Origin of the sequence: Oricola indica, from assembly GCF_965227485.1 — a bacterium.
Classification (GTDB): Bacteria; Pseudomonadota; Alphaproteobacteria; order Rhizobiales; family Rhizobiaceae; genus Oricola; species Oricola indica.
This window is the reverse complement of record NZ_OZ245747.1, coordinates 1,137,501-1,156,938: the sequence shown is the minus strand read 5'-3', so window position 1 is coordinate 1,156,938 and position 19,438 is coordinate 1,137,501. Positions and strand designations below refer to the sequence as shown.

The window sequence follows — 19,438 nt, the reverse complement described above, 5'->3', positions numbered from 1 at the left end:
CTCAGATCCTCTCGATGATTTTTTCGCCATAGAGGCCCTGCGGCCTGAACAGCAGGAAGGCGAGCGCCAGCATGTAGGCGAACCAGTTCTCGATGGCGCCGCCCACCAAAGGCCCGACATAGGCTTCGGCCAGTTTTTCACCGACCCCGATGATGAGCCCGCCGACGATGGCGCCGGGAATGGAGGTGAACCCGCCGAGAATGAGCACCGGCAACGCCTTGAGCGCGATCAGCGACAGCGAGAATTGCACGCCGGACTTCGCGCCCCACAGGATGCCGGCGACAAGCGCCACGAAGCCCGCAAGCGACCAGACGATGACCCAGATGCGGCGAAGCGAGATACCGACCGACAAGGCCGCCTGGTGATCGTCGGCGACCGCGCGCAGCGCCCGGCCGGTCGCCGTATATTGCGAGAACAGCGTCAGCCCGGTCACGAGGATCGCCGCGATGATGGCGGCCGAGACGTCGAGCGTGTCGATATACATCCCGTAATAATCCGCATCCGCCGGAGCCCATGCGCGGGTAAGGTCTTCCCACCAGAATGATCCGCCCGACGGCAGCCCGACATCCATCCGCTTGATGTCGGCGCCCCACATCAGGTCGCCCAGCCCCTCGAGAAAGTAGGCCAGGCCGATGGTCGCCATGAACAGGATGATCGGCTCCTGGTTGACGAGGTATTTGAGGACGAACCGTTCCAGCAGGAAGGCGAGCAGCACCATCACGCCCATTGCAAGGACGATGGCGAGGATCGTCGGCATACCGCCGCCCCAGTGATGGATATCCGTTCCGAAGATCGCGTTGATCAGATGCGAGAACGGAACCTGCCCGGTCTGGAAACCGACCAGCGTCAGCGCCGCGAACAGCGCCATGACGCCCTGCGCGAAATTGAAGATGCCGGACGCCTTGAAGATGAGGACGAAGCCGAGCGCGACGAGCGAATACATCACGCCGGCCATCAGCCCGTTGAGGCAGGTCTCGATGAAATTCAGGATCGCTGGGCTCAACCGATCAATCTCCCCTCGCCATGCACGCGGTCACGCTTCTTCATGCGGCACCCCCAGATAGGCATCGATCACGTCCTGGTTATTGCGCACCTCGTCCGGTGTGCCGTCGCCGATCTTCTTGCCGTAATCGAGCACGACGACGCGGTCCGACAGGTCCATGACGACGCCCATGTCGTGTTCGATCAGAGCGATCGTGGTGCCGTATTGCTGGTTCACGTCGAGGATGAAGCGGCTCATGTCCTCCTTTTCCTCGAGGTTCATGCCCGCCATCGGTTCGTCGAGGAGAAGCAGGGCCGGTTCCGCCGCGAGCGCCCGTCCGAGTTCCACCCGCTTTTGCAAGCCGTAGGGCAGCCTGCCGACCGGGGTCTTGCGAATATGCTCGATCTCCAGGAAATCGATGATCCTCTCCACCGCCTCGCGATGCTCGATCTCCTCGCGTTCGGCCGGCCCCGTCCAAAGCCCGTGCCAGAACATGTTGCGCTTCTGAAGCGTGATCCGGCCGGTCATGATGTTGTCGAGCGTCGACATGCCCTTGAACAGCGCGATGTTCTGGAACGTCCGCGCGATGCCTTCCCGAGCCGTCTCATGCGGGCGAACCCGGCGACGCCGCTTGCCGCGAAAGGTGATCACCCCCTCCTGCGGGTAGTAGAAGCCGTTGATGACGTTGAGCATCGAGGTCTTGCCGGCGCCATTCGGCCCGATAATGGCGCGAATCTCGCCTTTCCTGATGTCGAAGGAGATGTCCGTGATCGCCTTCACGCCGCCGAAGGAGAGCGAGATGTTATCGACCTTGAGCAGTTCCTCGCCCTTGGCGATACCGTCATCGGCCCGCATGGAATGCAGCGACATGTCCTCACGCATATGCACGTTCATTCCGCCGCCTCCTTGTGCCCGCCGGCAACCGGCAGCCGCTCCATGTCGCGGATCTGGACCGTCGCGGAAATCTTGCCCTTGCGCCCGTCCTCGAAGGTCACTTCGGTATCGACGAATTTTTCCGTCGAGCCGTCATAGAGCGCATCGATCAACGGCGCGTAGCGCTCCGCGATGAACGATCGGCGCACCTTCTGCGTGCGCGTCAGTTCGCCGTCATCGGCGTCGAGCTCCTTGTGGAGAACGAGGAAGCGGGCGATCTGCGAACCGGCCATCATCTCTTCGGATGCGAGGTCCTCGTTCACCTGCCGGACATGCTCCTCCATCATCGCGTAGACCTGGGCGTGCTGCGCCAGCTCCTGGTAGGATGCATAGGAAACGTTGTTGCGCTCGGCCCAGCTGCCCACCGAGGTCAGGTCGATATTGAGGAAGACGGCGCAGAAATCCCGCCCATCGCCGAAGGCCACCGCCTCCTTGACGTTCGGAAAGAACTTCAGCTTGTTCTCGATATATTTCGGCGCAAACAGGCTGCCATCGTTCAGCTTGCCGACATCCTTGGCCCGGTCGATGATCTTCAGATGGCCTTCATGGTCGAAGAACCCCGCATCGCCCGTATGAACCCAGTTGTCGTTGGTCTTCGTCTCGCGCGTCGCCTCGTCATTGCGGTAATAGCCGACGAACACGCCAGGAGACCGGTACATCACCTCGCCGCTTTCCTCGATGCGGATTTCCACGTCGGGCGACGGCCTGCCGACCGTATCGGCGCGAATTTCGCCGTCCGGCTGCGCGGTGATGTAGACCGAGGCCTCGGTCTGTCCGTAGAGCTGTTTCAGATTGAGGCCGAGCGATCGATAAAAGCGGAAGATCTCCGGCCCGATCGCCTCTCCGGCCGTATAGCCGACCCGCATCCGGGTGAAGCCCATCCGGTTCTTCAGCGGACCGTAGACGAGCAGTTCCCCAAGCCAGTATTTGAACCGGTCCGCAAAGGAGACGCTCTCGCCGTTGAGGATCGGCTCGCCGACACGGCGCGCATGCGCCATGAAGTAGTCGAACATGCGCTTCTTGGTCTTGCCCGCATCCTCCATGCGCACCAGCACGGCGGTCAACAGGTTTTCGAAAACGCGCGGCGGCGCGAAGAAATAGGACGGCGCGATCTCGCGACGGTCGCTGTCCACCGTCTCCGGGCTTTCCGGGCAGCAGACGCTGTAGCCCGCCACATAGGCCTGCGCGTAGGTGAAGACATGGTCTCCGACCCAGGCAAGCGGCAGATAGGCGAGAACCGTGTCGTCCTTCGTCAGATTGTCGAATGTGTTGCCGTTGCGCGCCGAGATCACGAGGTTGTCGAAGGACAGCATGACGCCCTTCGGCTTCCCGGTCGTGCCGGACGTGTAGAGCATGACGGCGATGTCATCGCCCCTGGTGTCGGCGATGCCCTTCTTCCAGTCGGCATCGCCCTTCTCGGCGACCAGATCGCGACCAGCCTGTTCGATCGCGTCGATCGAATGCAGGTTGGTGTGGTCGTAATCGCGCAAGCCGCGCGTCTCGTCATAGACGATCTGATGCAGATCCTTGAGCTTGTCGGTAATCGACAGGAGCTTGTCGACCTGCTCCTGGTCCTGGCAAACCGCGAAGTGCACGCCCGCATGATCGAGGACATAGGTCATCTCCTCGGCGACCGAATCCGCATAGACGGGAACGGGCACCGCGCCCAGCGCTTGGACAGCGGCGAATGCCCAGTAGAGACGCGGACGGTTGTGTCCGACGATCGCGACCTTGTCGCCCTTCTTCAGGCCGATCGCGGCCAGTCCCATGGAGAAAGCCCGGATCTCGTCGGCCATTTCGGCCCAGGTCCAGCTCTTCCAGATGCCGTTGTCCTTGTGCCGCATGGCGGTTCGCGAAGCATGACGCTCCGCGTTCAGCAGCAGATATTGCGCAAAGGTCTCGGGGGCGTTCGCCCCGGCCTGCACCGTGGACGGCATATGCTTATCTTCCTCCCTTTTCCGGTCGCGCCCTCCAGCGCTCCCGAAAATGGCCTGCCGACGCATTGCGCTCCTCAACGCCCGCCGATCGACCGGTATCAGTCAAGTCCAAGACTTGGTCTTGTTCAACCGAGACTTTAGCTAGCACCCGATCGTTGCGGGATTTTTGCCTGAATGTTGCGAATTGTTTCAGGAATGCTGCGGCGCGACAGGAATCGCGGCGTCAGGACCACTCCACCTGGGCGACCATGAGGTAGCCCGCGCCATAGACGGTCTTGATGAAACGCGGATTGCGCGGGTCTTCCTCCAGCTTGGCGCGAAGCCGGGAAATCCGTACGTCGATCGACCGGTCGAAATTCGTGTCGGCGTCGATACCGAGACGGTCCATCAGGTCCGCGCGGTTCAGGAGCCGATTTGCGGATTCCAGAAAAACCCGCAAAACGCCGGCTTCACCGCCCGAAAGACTGCTTCGTTCGCCGGCTGGAGAGATCAGTTCGAAGGTCCCGAAATCCGCCGTCCAGCCCGCAAAGCGCGCCACGCGACGTTTCGTGTCCTGACCCGAAATCCCCTTGAGCCGGCGCAGAACGGATCGCACGCGCGCGACGATTTCCTTGTCGTCGAAGGGTTTGACGATGTAGTCGTCCGCGCCGAGTTCGAGACCGATCAGCTTGGTGCCGATCTCATCGCGCCCGCTGACGATGATGGAGGCGATCCGGGGCCGGTCGCGCAATTCGGCAACGATCGAAAGCCCGTCGCGGTCAGGCAGCGACAGGTCGATCAGGCAAAGATCGGGTTCCCGCCGCGCCAGTGCGCGGATGAACGACGCGCCGCTGTCGAAGGATTCCGTCTCGTATCCGGCGCGCTGCAGCGCCGCCTCCAGGATATCGGCGATGTCCCGGTCATCCTCGATGACGGCGATATAGTGCCCAGCCTCCGTCATGCGCCGACCGCGCTGGCGGGAAGCGCTTCGGCGAAAAGGGCGTCGAGCGCGGCGATGAAGTCCGTTTCACCGAACGGCTTCTTGAGCAGGTGGAACTCCCTCTCCGCCTCGCCAAGCGCCGGGTGCGTCGTCGCCAGCCCGCTGATCAGGAGGCACGGCAAATCCGGACGAAGCGCCCGCGCCTCGCGCGCAACATCGATCCCGGTCGTCGATCCCGGCATCATGATGTCGCTCACCAGCAGCGCAACCTTCGGCAGATTGGCGAGAAGCTCGAGCGCCTCGCCGCCAGTCGATGCCTCGATGACCTGGAAGTCCGCCTTCAGCAGATATCCGCGGACGAGTTCGCGAATTTCCGCCTCGTCGTCGAGAACCACCGCGAGCCCGCCCGGCCGCGCGCCGATCCGTTTGGTATCGCGCGGGGCGGCAATCTCCATGGCCACATCGCCGGCAAGCGGCAGCGTCATCGTGATCGCCGCGCCCTCGCCCGGCGCGCTCTCGATCTCCAGCCCGCCGCCGGAACGCCGCAGGAACCGGCGAACCATGGAAAGGCCGAGCCCGCGCCCGCGCCCGCCCTGCTTGGTCGAAAAGAAGGCCTCGCAGGCCCTGTCGATCGTCCCGTCCGGAAAACCGCACCCATCGTCGCGAACTGCCACCGTAACCGCCGGGCCGTCACCGGTTTCTGTCCGTGCGATCTCGACGGATATCGATCCGGCATGTCCGATGGCGTCTCGCGCGTTGAGCAACAGGTTGAGCAGCGCATCCTGATAGGCGCGTTCGTCCATGCAGACGCCGAGCGCGCCCTCCCTGTCGGTCACGGTGATGGTCGTCGACGGGTCGAGCGAAGCCGCGAAAAGGCGCACCAGATCCTCGGTGATCCGGTTCAGGTTGCACAGGGTCGGCACGAGATCCTCGTTGCGCGAGAAGCTCATCAGCTGGTCGGTGACCCGCCCGCCGCGTTCGACCGCGCGTCGTGTCGCCTGCAAAATCCGCTCGCGTTCCCCGCCCGCCAGCGCCGGATCCGACAACCTGTTCAGATTGCCGAGAATGATCGTCATGATGTTGGAGAAATCGTGCACGACCCCCGATGTGAGCGCGATTGCCGCTTCCATGCGTTTGGAATGCACGATCAGGTCCATCGCGCGCTTCTCCTCGGTCACGTCGATGGACAGGATATGGGCGCCGGTCACCTTGCCATTCGCGTCCCTTTCCGGAACCAGCGAGGACCGCAGGTGGCGATGCTCGCCATTGGCGTCGCGCGGGTGGAAATCGACCGAACAGGGCCGCCCGTCCAGCGCACCATTGATGGCCGGCATCAGCACTTCGAGGTCTTCGGGATCGAACAGTTCGGAAACCCGGCGGCCCTGGAAATGCAGATCGTCGAACCCCAGCATGTCAGCCAGCTTGTTGTTGGAAAAGAGGTAGACGAGATCCCGATCGATATAGGCGATATGGGCCGGCACGGAGTGCGTGATCGTCCGCATGCGGCTTTCCGATTCCGCAAGTCGGCTGCTCACCTCCTCAAGCGCACGGTTGGCCGCATTGAGTTCGCGGTTCGTTGCTTCGAGTTGTTCCGAGCGCTCCAGCAGGCTGTGAGACAGCCGGTCGGCGCGCTCGCGTAGCAGCGCTTCGGAGTTCTTTTTCGAGGTGATGTCGGTATAGACCGCGACCCAGCCGCCATCGGCCAGCGCATGGCCTTCTACCGCGATGACCATCCCGTTCGGACGCACGCGTTCGAGATAATGATCCTCGAATGCCTCCGCACGCTCGACCCGTTCGCGCACCAGCCCGTCGACATCGCCGGGGCCGAAATCGCCCTTTTCGGCCAGGAAACGGTTGATCGCCTCGAATGTCGTCCCGGGCGCCGAATATTCGTCCGGCAGATCGTAAAGGCGCAGGAATGTGCGGTTGGCGTGAATCAGCCGCAAATCGGCGTCGAAGATCGTGATGCCCTGTTCGAGCAGATTCAGGCCGGAAACCAGCCACTCCATCGAGCGTTCGGGCGAGCGGTCGGATGGCTTCGCCGGGCGATGCTTCAAGCCCTGGAATTCGGGGCGTTCTTTGCGATCCGCTCTGTTCATGTCCATCCGATACGCCACGTGGCCCCCGCCCGACAAGACGAATGCGTGCGACGGGGCTCCGACAAGCCTCAGCGCCCGAGCGCGTAAAACTCGTCGTTCGGCCGCATGGAGGTGACATTGGCGATGCGGTTCGACATGCCGAAAAACGCGGAAATCGCCGCGATGTCCCAGGCGTCGTCTTCCGTCAGGCCGTGCTTTTGAAGCAATGCGAAATCCGCTTCTTCAACGTCATGGCTGCGCGCGGAGACCTTCATCGCGAAATCGAGCATCGCCTTCTGGCGCGGCGTAATGTCCGCCTTGCGATAATTTGCGGCAATCTGGTCTGCAATCAGCGGGTTTTTTGCCCGGATTCGCAGGATGGCCCCATGGGCAACCACGCAATACTGGCACTGGTTGGCGCTCGACGTCGCCACCACGATCATCTCGCGCTCCGCCTTGGAGAGATTTCCCGGCTTTTCCATCAGCGCATCGTGATAGGCGAAAAAGGCGCGGAACTCGTCGGGCCGGTGCGCGAGCGCAAGAAACACATTCGGAACGAAACCCGATTTCTCCTGCACCGCCTCGACCCGCAGGCGGATGTCTTCGGGCAGGTCTTCCAGCCTGGGTACGGCAAAGCGGCTGATCGGTCGATCGGTAACGGTACTCATGGTTTCCTCCCTGAAACTGTATGCCCCCGACACCCGGATTACTCCCGTGGCGGCGTACGGCACAATCACTGTGTCCCCGTTTCGGCGACTATTCCGGCAGGCAGATCCTGCGTGACGCGATTGCGCGCGCAGTCCTCACCAGCAACATCGCAACGATCGCGACGAGCGCCGCCAGCAGGAAACCGGCGACGAACTCATGCGCCGGTGAACTGGTCTGCCCCGCGTAAAGAAAGGAGGCGATCGTCAGCGCCGCGACCGGAAAGGAAAGCGCCCACCAGGACAGGGCGAAGGGAAGACCTGAGAATTTGCGCGCCTGTGTCGCGACGACGGCGGCAAAGACATAGCCGGAATTCAACAGGATCCGTGAGAACGCATCGATTTCGCCGGTCATGCGAAAATAGGCGATGAAGGCCACCGCCGGCGGAGCGATGAGGATGACGAGCGTCGGCAGCAACCGCGCCGGCAGTGGATCGTGAAAGATCAGCCGGTTCATCACCAGCGTCAGCAGGATGATCCAGAACATCAGCCCGGCGGAGAAGAACAGCCAGGAAATCTCCTGGTAACCGAGCATCGCTCCGGCGACCGGCACGATCACGTTGCCGACGGCCGGAATGAACCATGCCGGGCCGAGATGCATCTGCTGGAAAGTCCGGTGGCCGATCCAGTTCGCGATGACGCTGAGCGTCAATATACCCTGTGCGATCGTCCCGACGATCCAGAGAACATGCGCCGCTCCGATGCTGTAGGGAAGGATCGCGACTGCCAGAAGCAGGGTCGAGATCGAGATCGTCGGAAAGAAGGCGACCTTGACCGGATGGCTCCACTCCTCGACCACGGCAGGACGGTGCCTGAAGACCTTGGCTGTATAGAGCATCGCCACCGCAGCCATGATGGCGACGGAAACCGCCAGCACGATCATCGAGATGACGCCGCCGGTGCCGAACGCCGTTTCGGCGGCATGCGTCGCCAAGGTCAGGCCGAGCATGCCCATCACCACGGCGAAAAACGTCACCGGGAAGTTCTCCAGCCGGTCTGTCGGCACCTGTTCCATCTGCACTGTGCGTTTCCCTCGTCCAGAACACTGATTTACTGGATACAGGATCGCGCGCAGGGCTCCGACAAGCCATGACATGAATCAATCGGCCGGCGGCCTCCCTTGGGAAGGCGCCGGCCGGAGATGGTTAGAAACCGGATGCCCTAGGATTTGATATAGGCTTGCAAGGTAGCAGCCACCCCGTTCGACCAGAGCGAAGCCAGCGCCTTGGCGAAGGCAGCCGAAAAGACCGGATCGCCGGACAGATCGCCGAAAATATCGTGCATCGACAGCCATGCGCCCGGCTCGTCGCGCGCGGCAAGCGCCTGCTTGTTGAGCCGTTCGGCCGCGATATCGTCGATCTTGATCGGCTTGCCGTCCTCGTCGATCCCGGCGCAGTAACGGCACCACAACGCCACCTCCAGCGCCAGCCCGTCGACGGACTGGCCAGCGGCAAGGCGGGCGGCAATCGTCGGCAGGATGAATTTCGGCTGCCGGTTCGACCCGTCGAGGCACAGCCGCGGGATCGTGTCGCCGACGGCCGCGTTGGAAAACCGCTCGACGATCTTCTCGTAATATCCGGTCAGGCTGACCCCCGGAATTTCCGGCACGGTCGGAATGATCTCGTCATGTTCGAGCTTCGCGAGGAAGCCCGTAACCAGCGGGTTGCGCATCGCCTCGTGAACGAAATGAATGCCGAGCAGTCCCGCCGGATAGGCAATGGTCGCATGGCCGCCATTGAGGATGCGCAGCTTCATCAATTCATAGGGCGCGACGTCGTCGACGAACTCCACACCGACAGTCTCGAGAGCGGGTCTCCCCTGCGGAAAGCGATCCTCCAGCACCCATTGCCGGAATGGTTCGCAGACCACCGGCGCGGCGTCCTCGATACCGAACTGATCGCGTACGATCGCGATTTCTCGCGGCCCTGTCGCCGGCGTGATGCAATCGACCATCCCGCAGGGAAAGGCTACATTTTTGGCGATCCAGTCATGGGCGTCGTCGTCCCGACACTTCGCCAGACCGAGCACCGCGTTGCGCGCGACATGCCCGTTTTCCGGCAGGTTATCGCAGGACATGACGGTAAAGGGCGGGAGCCCGATTTCACGACGGCACATCAACGCTTCGATGATGATGCCGAAGACCGTCTTCGGATGGGTCGGGTCGGCACTGTCCGCGACGATGTCCGGATGCGAGGCATCGAACCCGCCCGTCTTGGCATCGACATAGTAGCCGCCCTCCGTCACCGTCAGCGAGACGATGCGGATTTCCGGGCCGGTCATGGTGCCGATCAGCGCCCTCGGATCCACCTCGGTGAAGTCGACCATGGACCCGCAGATACCGGCCGAAAATCCGTCGGGATCCAGTTCCACGACAGTGGTGAGCCAGTCCTGCGCTTTCAGTTTCGAACGCATGGCCGCGTCGTAGGGTTTGACGCCCCCGCCGATGATGGCCCAGTCAAGGTCCCGCCCGGTCTCGAACAACCGGTGCAGATAGATTGCCTGGTGCGCGCGGTGAAAGTTCCCGACCCCGACATGAACAATGCCCGGCGTAAGATCATCGCGCCTGTAGGAAGGCTTGGCGACACCCGCATCGATGGCGGGAAGATTTGCGATAGAAAGCTTGGTCACGGCTTTAACTCATCCATTGTCCGCCATCGACATTGTAGGTTTGCGAGACGATGTAATCGGCTTCGTCAGAGGCCAGGAAAACGGCCATTCCGGTGAGGTCTTCGGCCTTTCCCATGCGTCCGAAAGGCACGGAATCACCGACTTCCTTTTTCTTCTGGCCGGGCGCCTTGTGCTCGTATTTGGCGAAGAACGCATCGACCCCGTCCCAGTGCTCGCCATCCACCACGCCCGGTGAAATCGCGTTCACGTTGATACCGTGTTCGATCAGGTTCAGGCCGGCCGACTGGGTCAGGCTGATGACGGCCGCCTTTGTGGCGCAATAGACCGCGACGAGCGGCTCGCCGCGGCGTCCGGCCTGGCTCGCCATGTTGATGATCCTGCCGCCACCGCCGCGTTCGATCATGTGTCGCGCGACCGCCTGCAAGGTAAAAAGCGTTCCGCCGACATTGATGTCGAACACACGCTGATAGTCCTTGCGGCGGATTTCCGCGATCGGCGAGGCGGTGAAAAGCGCTGCATTGTTGATGAGGATGTCGATACGTCCGAGCATGTCGACGGTCTTCGCCACGGCGGCGTCGATGCTCTCCTGGCGCGTCACGTCCATCTCCACGGCGATGGCGGCGTCACCGATTTCCGCGGCTGTTTCGCGCGCACGGGCGATGTCGATATCCGCGATCGCGACACGGGCGCCTTCGCGGACATAGGCTTCGGCGAATGCCCTGCCTATTCCGCGAGCGGCGCCCGTGATCAGCGCCGACTTCCCCGCCAGCCGTTTCATCCGATCCTCAGTCCCTGCTGATCGAAGCGATGGATCTTATCGGCCTGCGGCGTCAGGAAGATCGTGTCGCCCCGATTGAGGCCGACTTCGCCGCTCGCCCTGACAGTCAGGACGTCGGCAAGTCCGGTTCCATTGATGTGGAAGAAGGTGTCCGAGCCGAGATGCTCCGACACGCCAACCGTGCCGCGCCATGGTCCTTCGTGGTCGGAGACCTCGATATGCTCAGGCCTGACGCCGATCGTGTGCGCGTTGTGTTTTTCCGCCTCGGCACCTCCGATGAGGTTCATTTTCGGCGAGCCGATGAAGCCGGCAACGCAGAGATTGCGCGGCGTGTGATAAAGTTCGAGCGGCGAACCGACCTGTTCGATCACGCCGGCCTGCAGCACCACGATCTTGTCGGCCATGGTCATGGCTTCCACCTGGTCGTGGGTGACGTAGATCATCGTCGTCTTCAGGCGTTTGTGCAGCTCCGATATCTCCAGCCGCATGCCAACGCGCAATGCGGCATCCAGGTTCGACAGGGGTTCGTCGAAAAGGAAGGCCGCCGGCTCGCGGACGATGGCGCGACCGATTGCGACGCGCTGGCGCTGGCCGCCGGAAAGCTGGCCCGGTCGGCGGTCGAGATAGGGCGTCAGATTGAGCACCTCGGCCGCATTCGATATGCGTTTTTCCTGCTCTTCGGCGGATATCTTGGCCATCCTCAGGGGAAAGGCGATGTTCTTTCGCACCGTCATATGCGGATAGAGCGCATAGGACTGGAACACCATCGCCAGACCGCGTTTGGCCGGCGGAATGGATGTGGCGTCGGAGCCGTCGATTTCGATCACGCCTCCCGACACGTCCTCCAGCCCGGCGATCAGGCGCAGGAGCGTGGACTTGCCGCAACCGGAAGGACCGACGAAGACGACGAACTCGCCATCGTTGATTTCCAGGTCCAGCGGCGGGATGACGGTGACTTCGCCGAAAGACTTCTTGACCTGCTTGAGTTGAATGCGTCCCATCTCTCGCTCCTCACTTCACCGCGCCGAAGGTCAGGCCCCGGACGAGTTGTTTCTGGCTGAACCAGCCCATGATCAGGATTGGCGCGATCGCCATTGTCGAAGCCGCTGACAGCTTCGCGTAGAACAACCCCTCGGGGCTGGAATAGCTGGCAATGAAAGCCGTGAGCGGAGCCGCCTTGGCCGCCGTCAGGTTGAGGGTCCAGAAAGCCTCGTTCCAGGCGAGGATCACGTTCAGGAGCACCGTCGAGGCCATGCCGGGGATCGCCATCGGCGTCAGCACATAGAGGATTTCCTCGCGCAGGCTCGCCCCGTCCATGCGCGACGCTCCAAGGATCTCGCCCGGGATTTCCCTGAAATAGGTGTAGAGCATCCATACGATGATCGGCAGATTGATCAGCATCAGGACGACAACCAGACCGATCCGGGTATCGAGCAAGCCCAGTTCGATAAAGATCAGATACATGGGGTAGAGCACGCCGACCGCGGGCAGCATTTTGGTCGACAGCATCCACAGCAGGATGTCCTTGGTGCGCTTGGACGGCACGAATGCCATCGACCACGCCGCCGGCACTGCGATAATCAATCCGAGTATCGTCGAGCCAAGGGCGAGGATCACCGAGTTGAAGAAGTGCTTGGCGTAGTCCGAGCGTTCCTGCACCACGCCGTAATTTTCCAGCGTCCAGCCGGAGGTCAGAACCGCGATCGGTGTCTTGATCGCATCACCTTCCGCCTTGAAGGACAGGATGATGATCCAGAGGATCGGGAAGAAGATCAGCAGGCCGATCGTCCAGGCGATGATCGTGTTGATCGTCTTGCGTTGCGTAGTGACTGCGCGGGCCATGGTCTGTCCTCCTCACGCGTCGAGGTTCTTGCCGACGATGCGCATCAGGAAGATGGCAACGATATTGGCAAGGATGATTGCGTAGACGCCCCCGGCTGAGCCGAGCCCGACATTCTGGCTCTCGAGCACCCGCTGATAGATCAGATAGGTCAGCGTCCGGGTGCCGAATGCGCCGCCGGTGGTCACGAAGATCTCGGCGAAGATCGACAGCAGGAAGATTGTCTGGATCAGGATCACGATGGTGATCGCACGGGCGAGGTGCGGCAGCACGATGTAGATGAACCGCGACGGGATCGGCGCGCCATCCATTTCGGCGGCTTCAAGCTGTTCGCTGTCGAGCGACTGGATCGCGGTCAGAAGGATGAGCGTCGCGAATGGCAGCCACTGCCAGCTGACGATCATGATGATCGACTGCAGCGAGGCCTGGCTCAGCCATTCCACGGGTGTTGCGCCGAAGAAGCGGTAGACATGGGCGAGAAAGCCGTTGCCCGGGTCCATGAAGAGGTTCTTCCACACCAGCGCGGAGACGGTCGGCATGACGAAGAAGGGGGCGATGACCAGAATGCGCACGATGCCCTGGCCCCACATCGGCTGATCCAGCAAGATCGCCAGGAAGATGCCGAGGACGACGGTGATCACGAGCACGCCGCCGACGATCAGCAGGGTGGTCATGACGCTCGGCCAGAAGGAACTTGCCGAAACGAAGCGGACGTAGTTCTCGAAACCGACCCAATCCAGCCCGTTGCCCAGGGAATCGCCCCTGAGCGGAAGATATTTCTTGAACGAGAAGAAGAGCGTCATCGTCAGCGGGACGAGCATCCATCCCAGAAGCAGGATCACGGCAGGCGCCATCATCAGGCGAGCTGCGGAACGGGAGTGCTGGGTAGCCATGGACACACCTCCTCTGTTGACGGGACCTGCCGTCGGCAACGGTGCACGGAAAGGATATTCGCGTTTGGCTCCGGAGGACGGTCGAAACCGCCCTCCGGTCCGGGAGGCGACTTAACGGTAGCCTGCGGCTTCCATCGCGTCGTTGGTGATGGCCTGCGCCTTTGCCAGCGCTTCATCGACGGTCTGCTGACCGGCATAGACAGCGGAGAATTCCTGGCTGACTTCGGTCGCGATACCGGCGAACTCCGGGATGGCCGCGAACTGGACGCCCACATAGGGGCTCGGCTCGACGGTGGAGTCGTTCGGATCGGCCGTCAGGATCGACTTGAGCGTCATCTTCGCGAACGGGATATCCTTGTAGTTCGGATTCTCGTAGAGCGAGGTGCGTGCGCCGGGCGGCACATTGGCCCAGCTTTCATTCTCGGCGACCAGCTGGATGTAGTCCTTCGAGGTTGCCCACTCGATGAACTCCTTGGCTGCGTCAGCCTTCTGCGTGCCGGCGGGAATGCCCAGCGCCCAGGCCCAGAGCCAGTTGGAGCGCTTGCCGAGGCCATTGTCCGGTGCGAGCGCGAAACCGACACTGTCGGCAACGGTCGACTCGTCCGGATTGGTCACGAAGGACGCCGCGACAGTCGCGTCGATCCACATGCCGCACTTGCCCTGCTGGAACAGCGACAGGTTCTCGTTGAAGCCGTTGGTCGCGTAGCCGGCCGGGCCGGACTCGCTCATCATGCCAACGAAGAACTCGAGCGTATCCTTCCAGGGCTGGGTGTCGAACTGGGCATTCCAGTCCATGTCGAACCAGCGGGCACCGAACGAATTCGACATCGCGGTGATGAAGGCTCCGCCTTCGCCCCAGCCGGCCTTGCCGCGAAGGCAGATGCCGTTGATGTCGTTGTCACGATCGGTCATCGCCGCGGCGGCTTCCCGGATGAAATCCCAGGTCGGGGCTTCCGGCATGCTCATGCCCGCCTTTTCCATCAGGTCGGTGCGATACATGATCATCGAGGATTCGCCGTAGAACGGAGCCGCGTAGAGCGTGCCGTCATGGCTCAGGCCACCGGCCATGGCCGGCAGGATGTCGTCGACATCATAGTCTTCGCTGAGGTCGTCGAGCGGAACCAGCCAGCCATTCGCACCCCAGATCGGGGTTTCGTACATGCCGATGGTCATGATGTCGAATGCACCACCCTTGGTGGTGATGTCGGTGGTGACGCGCTGGCGCAGAACATTCTCTTCCAGCGTGACCCACTCGACGGTGTGACCGGTCTTCTCGGTGAAGTCGTCGGTCAAACCCTGCATGCGGATCATGTCGCCATTGTTGACCGTCGCGATCGTCAGCGTTTCAGCGGAAACACCCGACGCGGCAAACGACAGCGCAGACGCACCCAGAAGGGCGCGAACAAAAATTCTCATGATTTTCCTCCCAATGCCCATGACGGGCATTTGCTACGATAACGAGCAATTACTCACATCGGGATAATATCAAGTCAAGCCCGATTCATGAATTTCGGGCGCGCCGTTCTTTCGGAACGATATATTTGTTTTATATCAGATACTTAGGGTATGCGTACAATTGCTCACTCTTTGAGCAATTGCTCTGCCGTGTGCTCGTTGGTGATCAGGCCGTTGATCAATTTGCCTTCCATCGCAGCCCGAATAGCCTTGACCTTCACTTCGCCCGCGGCAATTCCGATGACCGGATTGGGCGAATCCACGACCAGCGGCGCGCTGTTGACCCGGTCGTTGCTGAGCCCCTCGATCACCCGCCCCTGCCTGTCATAGACCCAACTGGTGATCTCGCCCGCCGCGCCGGCACGATCGAAGGCACGAATGTCGTCCCGCGTAAGGAAGCCGTCGACGAGCAGCGGCGCAGTCGCGTCCATGTTGCCGATACCGACGAAGGTGACATCGGCCTGGCGGATCAGTTCGAGAATATTGTGAACCGGCTCCTGGTTGTGGAGGATGCGTTTTTCCTCCTCGGACCGGGCATAGACAGGAAGCGGCATGGGGTAGTGCTTCGCATTGACCCGTTCCGCCATGCGGATGACCACGTTGTAGGCTGTCGCCGACCCGTCCGACATCATGTTGCCGAGCAGGGAGACGATGGAATGCTGCGGACAGTCCATCGGCGACAATTGCTCGACGCAGGCCCTCAGTGCACGGCCGGTCCCGATCGCGATGATCTTGGGATGTCGGGATTTCAGATGCCGTTCCATCTCGGACGCACCGGCATGGGCGGTTCCGATAATAGAGGACGGCGCATCCGGATCGCTCGGGACGATCTCGCAGATCTTCAAGTCGAAAGCGTCCTTGAGTCGGGCGCTCAATTCCATGCAATGGGCGATCGGGTGATCGAGCCGCACCTTGACCAGCCGTTCGCTGACCGCCAGCGAGACAAGCCGCTGCGCCGACTGCCGCGAAACGCCGAGCTTGCGCGCTATCTCGTCCTGCGTGTTGCCGGCGACATAATAGAGCCAACCGGCACGCGCGGCGTCATCGAGACGGCTGTTCTCACTGTCGATCTTGCTGGACATCTCGGTAAGCCGTCCCTTTCGCTGGTTTTCTCAGATTTGGAGCCATTTCAAAGAACTCGCTCCATTTGTCAAAGAGCCTGTAGCCGCCATCACCGGCGAGTTCCTCCAGCGACATGCCGCGCAGATGGCTTCCGCCGCAAAACCGCCAAACCTCCATCCCGGCTGCCCGCGCGGCGGCAAGCCCGGGCGTCGAGTCCTCGATGACGAGACATTTCTCCGGCGCAACGCCCATCGTGGCTGCCGCAAACAGGAAGAGGTCCGGCGCGGGTTTGCCGTTGGCAACCTGCGATGCGGTGAAAAGGCGATCGCCGAAATAGCGGGAAAGTCCGGACAGATGAAGCGAGCGGCTGGCCCGCTTCGGCGTGCTGCTCGTGGCGACGCAAGCCGGTGTGTCGAGCTCCTCGAGTACGGTTTCGATCCCGGAGACCGTCTGCAACTCGGTTTCGAAGGCGGTCAGCAACTCGCTGCGGTAGCTTTCCTCGAAATCCGAATCGAGATCCAGCCCGTAATTCACGCGCACTTCGGCCGCGACCTTCGTCCAGGAGCGTCCGAGGAAGTTCTTTTGCACATAGGGAAAGTCGACATGCACCCCGACACGGCCCAACTGCCGGATGAGGATGCGCGCGCTGATGATTTCACTGTCGATCAGAACGCCGTCGCAATCGAAGATGACGAGTTCCGTCTTGCCTTTTCCCATTCCAACCGCGCCCGTTTTCACGCTGCCCGATTACATTAGTCGATCGTCCGGCACAAACCACTCCCGCCGATGTCGCCTGGATAATACCTCGCCGAGTGTCTGACTCGTGAACCGGGAACAGCGACTGCGAGACGTCGGCGCGGAATCTGGACACAAAAAAACCCGCTGCCCAAGCGGACAACGGGTTGATCTTGGTTGCGGGGGCAGGATTTGAACCTGCGACCTTCAGGTTATGAGCCTGACGAGCTACCGGGCTGCTCCACCCCGCGCCATTATTTTACTCGGCCGTTGAGAAAACCGCCTGTGCGGACGGTCGAGAAAGGGTTCGAAAAGAGAAGAAGATGCTTGTGCTTTGCAGACCTGGCAGCGACCTACTCTCCCGCGTCTTAAGACGAAGTACCATCGGCGCTGGGGTGTTTCACGGCCGAGTTCGGAATGGGATCGGGTGCAGCCACCCCGCCAGAACCACCAGGTCGGCGAAGCACAAACAAACAAGAAGCTGGAATTTGCGCCACGGCGTTAGCCATGGACACAAGCAATGAGAACGATCAAGCCGATCGAGCTATTAGTACCGGTAAGCTTCACACATTACTGCGCTTCCACACCCGGCCTATCAACGTGGTCGTCTTCCACGACTCTCAGGGAATACTCGTTTCGAGGTCGGTTTCCCGCTTAGATGCCTTCAGCGGTTATCCGTTCCGTATATAGCTACCCTGCTATGCCGTTGGCACGACAACAGGTCCACCAGTGATACGTCCATCCCGGTCCTCTCGTACTAGGGACAGATCCTCTCAATATTCCTACACCCACGGCAGATAGGGACCGAACTGTCTCACGACGTTCTGAACCCAACTCACGTACCGCTTTAAATGGCGAACAGCCATACCCTTGGGACCTGCTCCAGCCCCAGGATGCGATGAGTCGACATCGAGGTGCCAAACAACCCCGTCGATATGGACTCTTGGGGGTCATCAGCCTGTTATCCCCGGCGTACCTTTTATCCGTTGAGCGATGGCCCTTCCACACGGGACCACCGGATCACTATGACCGACTTTCGTCTCTGCTCGACTTGTCAGTCTCGCAGTCAGGCAGGCTTATGCCATTGCACTCAGCGAACGATTTCCGACCGTTCTGAGCCCACCATCGCGCGCCTCCGTTACTCTTTAGGAGGCGACCGCCCCAGTCAAACTACCCACCACACACTGTCCCGGACCCGGATAACGGGTCGCGGTTAGATATCCACGAAGATAAGGGTGGTATTTCAAGGATGACTCCACGCGAGCTGGCGCCCACGCTTCAAAGTCTACCACCTATCCTACACATGCCTTGGCGAATACCAGTGTGAAGCTATAGTAAAGGTGCACGGGGTCTTTCCGTCTAACCGCAGGAACCCCGCATCTTCACGGGGAATTCAATTTCACTGAGTCTACGTTGGAGACAGCGGGGAAGTCGTTACGCCATTCGTGCAGGTCGGAACTTACCCGACAAGGAATTTCGCTACCTTAGGACCGTTATAGTTACGGCCGCCGTTTACTGGGGCTTCAATTCAAGGCTTGCACCTCTCCTTTTAACCTTCCAGCACCGGGCAGGCGTCAGACCCTATACGTCGCCTTGCGGCTTCGCAGAGCCCTGTGTTTTTGGTAAACAGTCGCTACCCCCTGGTCTGTGCCACCCTCCCACGGTTACCCGCGAAAGGGTCACGCTTCTTCCGAAGTTACGCGTGCAATTTGCCGAGTTCCTTCAACGTAGTTCTCTCAAGCGCCTTGGTATACTCTACCTGTCCACCTGTGTCGGTTTGGGGTACGGTCTATATGGAGGAGCTATTTCCCGGAACTCCATCACTGCCAATTCAATCCGATAAGGACTGACAGCTTACGGAATTCGTCACTACCTCCAGGTTGAGGAATATTAACCTCATTCCCATCGACTACGCCTTTCGGCCTCGCCTTAGGGGCCGACTAACCCTGCTCAGATTAACTTTAAGCAGGAACCCTTGGACTTTCGGCGAGGGGGTCTCTCACCCCCTTTATCGTTACTCATGTCAACATTCGCACTTCTGATATCTCCAGGGGCCCTCACGGGTCCCCCTTCACAGACTTACAGAACGCTCTGCTACCGCGTGCTTACGCACACCCGCAATTTCGGTGCATGGCTTTAGCCCCGTTACATTTTCGGCGCAAAACCCCTTAATTAGACCAGTGAGCTGTTACGCTTTCTTTAAATGATGGCTGCTTCTAAGCCAACATCCTGGTTGTTTTGGGAGTCTCACTTCCTTTCCCACTTAGCCATGACTTGGGGACCTTAATTGGCGGTCAGGGTTGTTTCCCTCTCCACGACGGACGTTAGCACCCGCCGTGTGTCTGCTGGATATTACTTCCCGGTATTCGGAGTTTGGTTAGGATCAGTAAGACGGTGAGTCCCCATTACCCATCCAGTGCTCTACCCCCGGGAGTATTCGTCCAACGCTCTACCTAAATAGATTTCGCAGAGAACCAGCTATTTCCGAGTTTGA

The 19,438-nt window shown here is 60.9% G+C and carries 15 protein-coding genes, 1 tRNA gene, 2 rRNA genes and 2 pseudogenes (1 of these 20 running past the window's edge); all 20 read right to left on the bottom strand.

From position 1 onward, the window contains the following. Position 1: 1 nt before the first annotated feature. Complete coding sequence (locus ACQK2M_RS05950; protein WP_223478336.1) at positions 2-955, bottom strand: branched-chain amino acid ABC transporter permease; 954 nt, start codon at positions 953-955, stop codon at positions 2-4. A gap of 78 nt (positions 956-1,033) precedes the next feature. After that, complete coding sequence (locus tag ACQK2M_RS05945; RefSeq protein ID WP_425419993.1) at positions 1,034-1,837, bottom strand: ABC transporter ATP-binding protein; 804 nt, start codon at positions 1,835-1,837, stop codon at positions 1,034-1,036. A gap of 35 nt (positions 1,838-1,872) precedes the next feature. Then, positions 1,873-3,852 (bottom strand): AMP-dependent synthetase/ligase, encoded by a 1,980-nt coding sequence (locus ACQK2M_RS05940; RefSeq protein ID WP_425417040.1) that lies wholly within the window; start codon positions 3,850-3,852, stop codon positions 1,873-1,875. A 223-nt stretch (positions 3,853-4,075) separates the two neighbouring features. After that, a complete protein-coding gene (locus ACQK2M_RS05935; RefSeq protein WP_425419992.1) occupies positions 4,076-4,390 on the bottom strand; it encodes a winged helix-turn-helix domain-containing protein in 315 nt (104 codons plus the stop codon). Positions 4,391-4,422: 32 nt separating this feature from the next. Then, positions 4,423-4,522 (bottom strand): annotated as a pseudogene (locus ACQK2M_RS05930) (response regulator transcription factor); the annotation flags it as partial. Next, positions 4,502-4,792, bottom strand: a pseudogene (locus ACQK2M_RS05925) (response regulator); the annotation flags it as partial. The pseudogenes ACQK2M_RS05925 and ACQK2M_RS05930, both read right to left, overlap by 21 nt. Beyond that, positions 4,789-6,876: a PAS-domain containing protein gene (locus ACQK2M_RS05920; RefSeq protein WP_425417039.1), complete on the bottom strand. Its 2,088-nt coding sequence runs from the start codon at positions 6,874-6,876 to the stop codon at positions 4,789-4,791. The pseudogene ACQK2M_RS05925 and the gene ACQK2M_RS05920, both read right to left, overlap by 4 nt. Before the next feature lie 62 nt (positions 6,877-6,938). Further along, the gene (locus ACQK2M_RS05915; RefSeq protein WP_425417038.1) at positions 6,939-7,517 is read right to left on the bottom strand and encodes a peroxidase-related enzyme; all 579 of its coding nucleotides are present in this window, start codon (positions 7,515-7,517) and stop codon (positions 6,939-6,941) included. Positions 7,518-7,605: 88 nt separating this feature from the next. After that, positions 7,606-8,568 (bottom strand): SLAC1 anion channel family protein, encoded by a 963-nt coding sequence (locus tag ACQK2M_RS05910; protein WP_425419991.1) that lies wholly within the window; start codon positions 8,566-8,568, stop codon positions 7,606-7,608. A 146-nt stretch (positions 8,569-8,714) separates the two neighbouring features. Continuing rightward, entirely contained in the window at positions 8,715-10,181 is a 1,467-nt protein-coding gene (locus ACQK2M_RS05905) for a mannitol dehydrogenase family protein (protein ID WP_425417037.1), read from the bottom strand. A gap of 4 nt (positions 10,182-10,185) precedes the next feature. After that, positions 10,186-10,959, bottom strand: a complete 774-nt coding sequence (locus tag ACQK2M_RS05900; protein WP_425417036.1) for an L-iditol 2-dehydrogenase — start codon at positions 10,957-10,959, stop codon at positions 10,186-10,188. Beyond that, a complete protein-coding gene (locus ACQK2M_RS05895) occupies positions 10,956-11,960 on the bottom strand; it encodes an ABC transporter ATP-binding protein (protein WP_425417035.1) in 1,005 nt (334 codons plus the stop codon). Before ACQK2M_RS05895 ends, ACQK2M_RS05900 begins: the two co-directional genes overlap by 4 nt. Positions 11,961-11,970: 10 nt before the next feature. Next, positions 11,971-12,801, bottom strand: a complete 831-nt coding sequence (locus ACQK2M_RS05890) for a carbohydrate ABC transporter permease (RefSeq protein WP_425417034.1) — start codon at positions 12,799-12,801, stop codon at positions 11,971-11,973. Between the two features lie 12 nt (positions 12,802-12,813). Beyond that, entirely contained in the window at positions 12,814-13,692 is an 879-nt protein-coding gene (locus ACQK2M_RS05885; protein WP_223478178.1) for a carbohydrate ABC transporter permease, read from the bottom strand. Between the two features lie 111 nt (positions 13,693-13,803). After that, positions 13,804-15,108, bottom strand: a complete 1,305-nt coding sequence (locus ACQK2M_RS05880; RefSeq protein WP_425417033.1) for an ABC transporter substrate-binding protein — start codon at positions 15,106-15,108, stop codon at positions 13,804-13,806. A 164-nt stretch (positions 15,109-15,272) separates the two neighbouring features. Continuing rightward, positions 15,273-16,229: a sugar-binding transcriptional regulator gene (locus ACQK2M_RS05875; RefSeq protein ID WP_425417032.1), complete on the bottom strand. Its 957-nt coding sequence runs from the start codon at positions 16,227-16,229 to the stop codon at positions 15,273-15,275. After that, complete coding sequence (locus ACQK2M_RS05870) at positions 16,207-16,926, bottom strand: HAD family hydrolase (protein ID WP_425417031.1); 720 nt, start codon at positions 16,924-16,926, stop codon at positions 16,207-16,209. Before ACQK2M_RS05870 ends, ACQK2M_RS05875 begins: the two co-directional genes overlap by 23 nt. A 192-nt stretch (positions 16,927-17,118) precedes the next feature. Beyond that, a tRNA-Met gene (locus ACQK2M_RS05865) sits at positions 17,119-17,195 on the bottom strand. An 89-nt stretch (positions 17,196-17,284) separates the two neighbouring features. Continuing rightward, positions 17,285-17,399, bottom strand: a 5S ribosomal RNA gene (gene rrf, locus ACQK2M_RS05860). 71 nt (positions 17,400-17,470) lie between these two features. Beyond that, positions 17,471-19,438: ribosomal RNA gene (locus ACQK2M_RS05855) — 23S ribosomal RNA — on the bottom strand (it continues 854 nt past the right edge of the window).

What these genes read in the sequence shown, in the direction of transcription:
- ACQK2M_RS05950 (WP_223478336.1), bottom strand. Translation starts at nt 955, where the DNA reads ATGGCCGGCGTGATGTATTCGCTCGTCGCGCTCGGCTTCGTCCTCATC.
- ACQK2M_RS05945 (WP_425419993.1), bottom strand. Translation starts at nt 1,837, where the DNA reads ATGCGGGCCGATGACGGTATCGCCAAGGGCGAGGAACTGCTCAAGGTC.
- ACQK2M_RS05940 (WP_425417040.1), bottom strand. Translation starts at nt 3,852, where the DNA reads ATGCCGTCCACGGTGCAGGCCGGGGCGAACGCCCCCGAGACCTTTGCG.
- ACQK2M_RS05920 (WP_425417039.1), bottom strand. Translation starts at nt 6,876, where the DNA reads ATGGACATGAACAGAGCGGATCGCAAAGAACGCCCCGAATTCCAGGGC.
- ACQK2M_RS05915 (WP_425417038.1), bottom strand. Translation starts at nt 7,517, where the DNA reads ATGAGTACCGTTACCGATCGACCGATCAGCCGCTTTGCCGTACCCAGG.
- ACQK2M_RS05910 (WP_425419991.1), bottom strand. Translation starts at nt 8,568, where the DNA reads ATGGAACAGGTGCCGACAGACCGGCTGGAGAACTTCCCGGTGACGTTT.
- ACQK2M_RS05900 (WP_425417036.1), bottom strand. Translation starts at nt 10,959, where the DNA reads ATGAAACGGCTGGCGGGGAAGTCGGCGCTGATCACGGGCGCCGCTCGC.
- ACQK2M_RS05895 (WP_425417035.1), bottom strand. Translation starts at nt 11,960, where the DNA reads ATGGGACGCATTCAACTCAAGCAGGTCAAGAAGTCTTTCGGCGAAGTC.
- ACQK2M_RS05890 (WP_425417034.1), bottom strand. Translation starts at nt 12,801, where the DNA reads ATGGCCCGCGCAGTCACTACGCAACGCAAGACGATCAACACGATCATC.
- ACQK2M_RS05885 (WP_223478178.1), bottom strand. Translation starts at nt 13,692, where the DNA reads ATGGCTACCCAGCACTCCCGTTCCGCAGCTCGCCTGATGATGGCGCCT.
- ACQK2M_RS05880 (WP_425417033.1), bottom strand. Translation starts at nt 15,108, where the DNA reads ATGAGAATTTTTGTTCGCGCCCTTCTGGGTGCGTCTGCGCTGTCGTTT.
- ACQK2M_RS05875 (WP_425417032.1), bottom strand. Translation starts at nt 16,229, where the DNA reads ATGTCCAGCAAGATCGACAGTGAGAACAGCCGTCTCGATGACGCCGCG.
- ACQK2M_RS05870 (WP_425417031.1), bottom strand. Translation starts at nt 16,926, where the DNA reads ATGGGAAAAGGCAAGACGGAACTCGTCATCTTCGATTGCGACGGCGTT.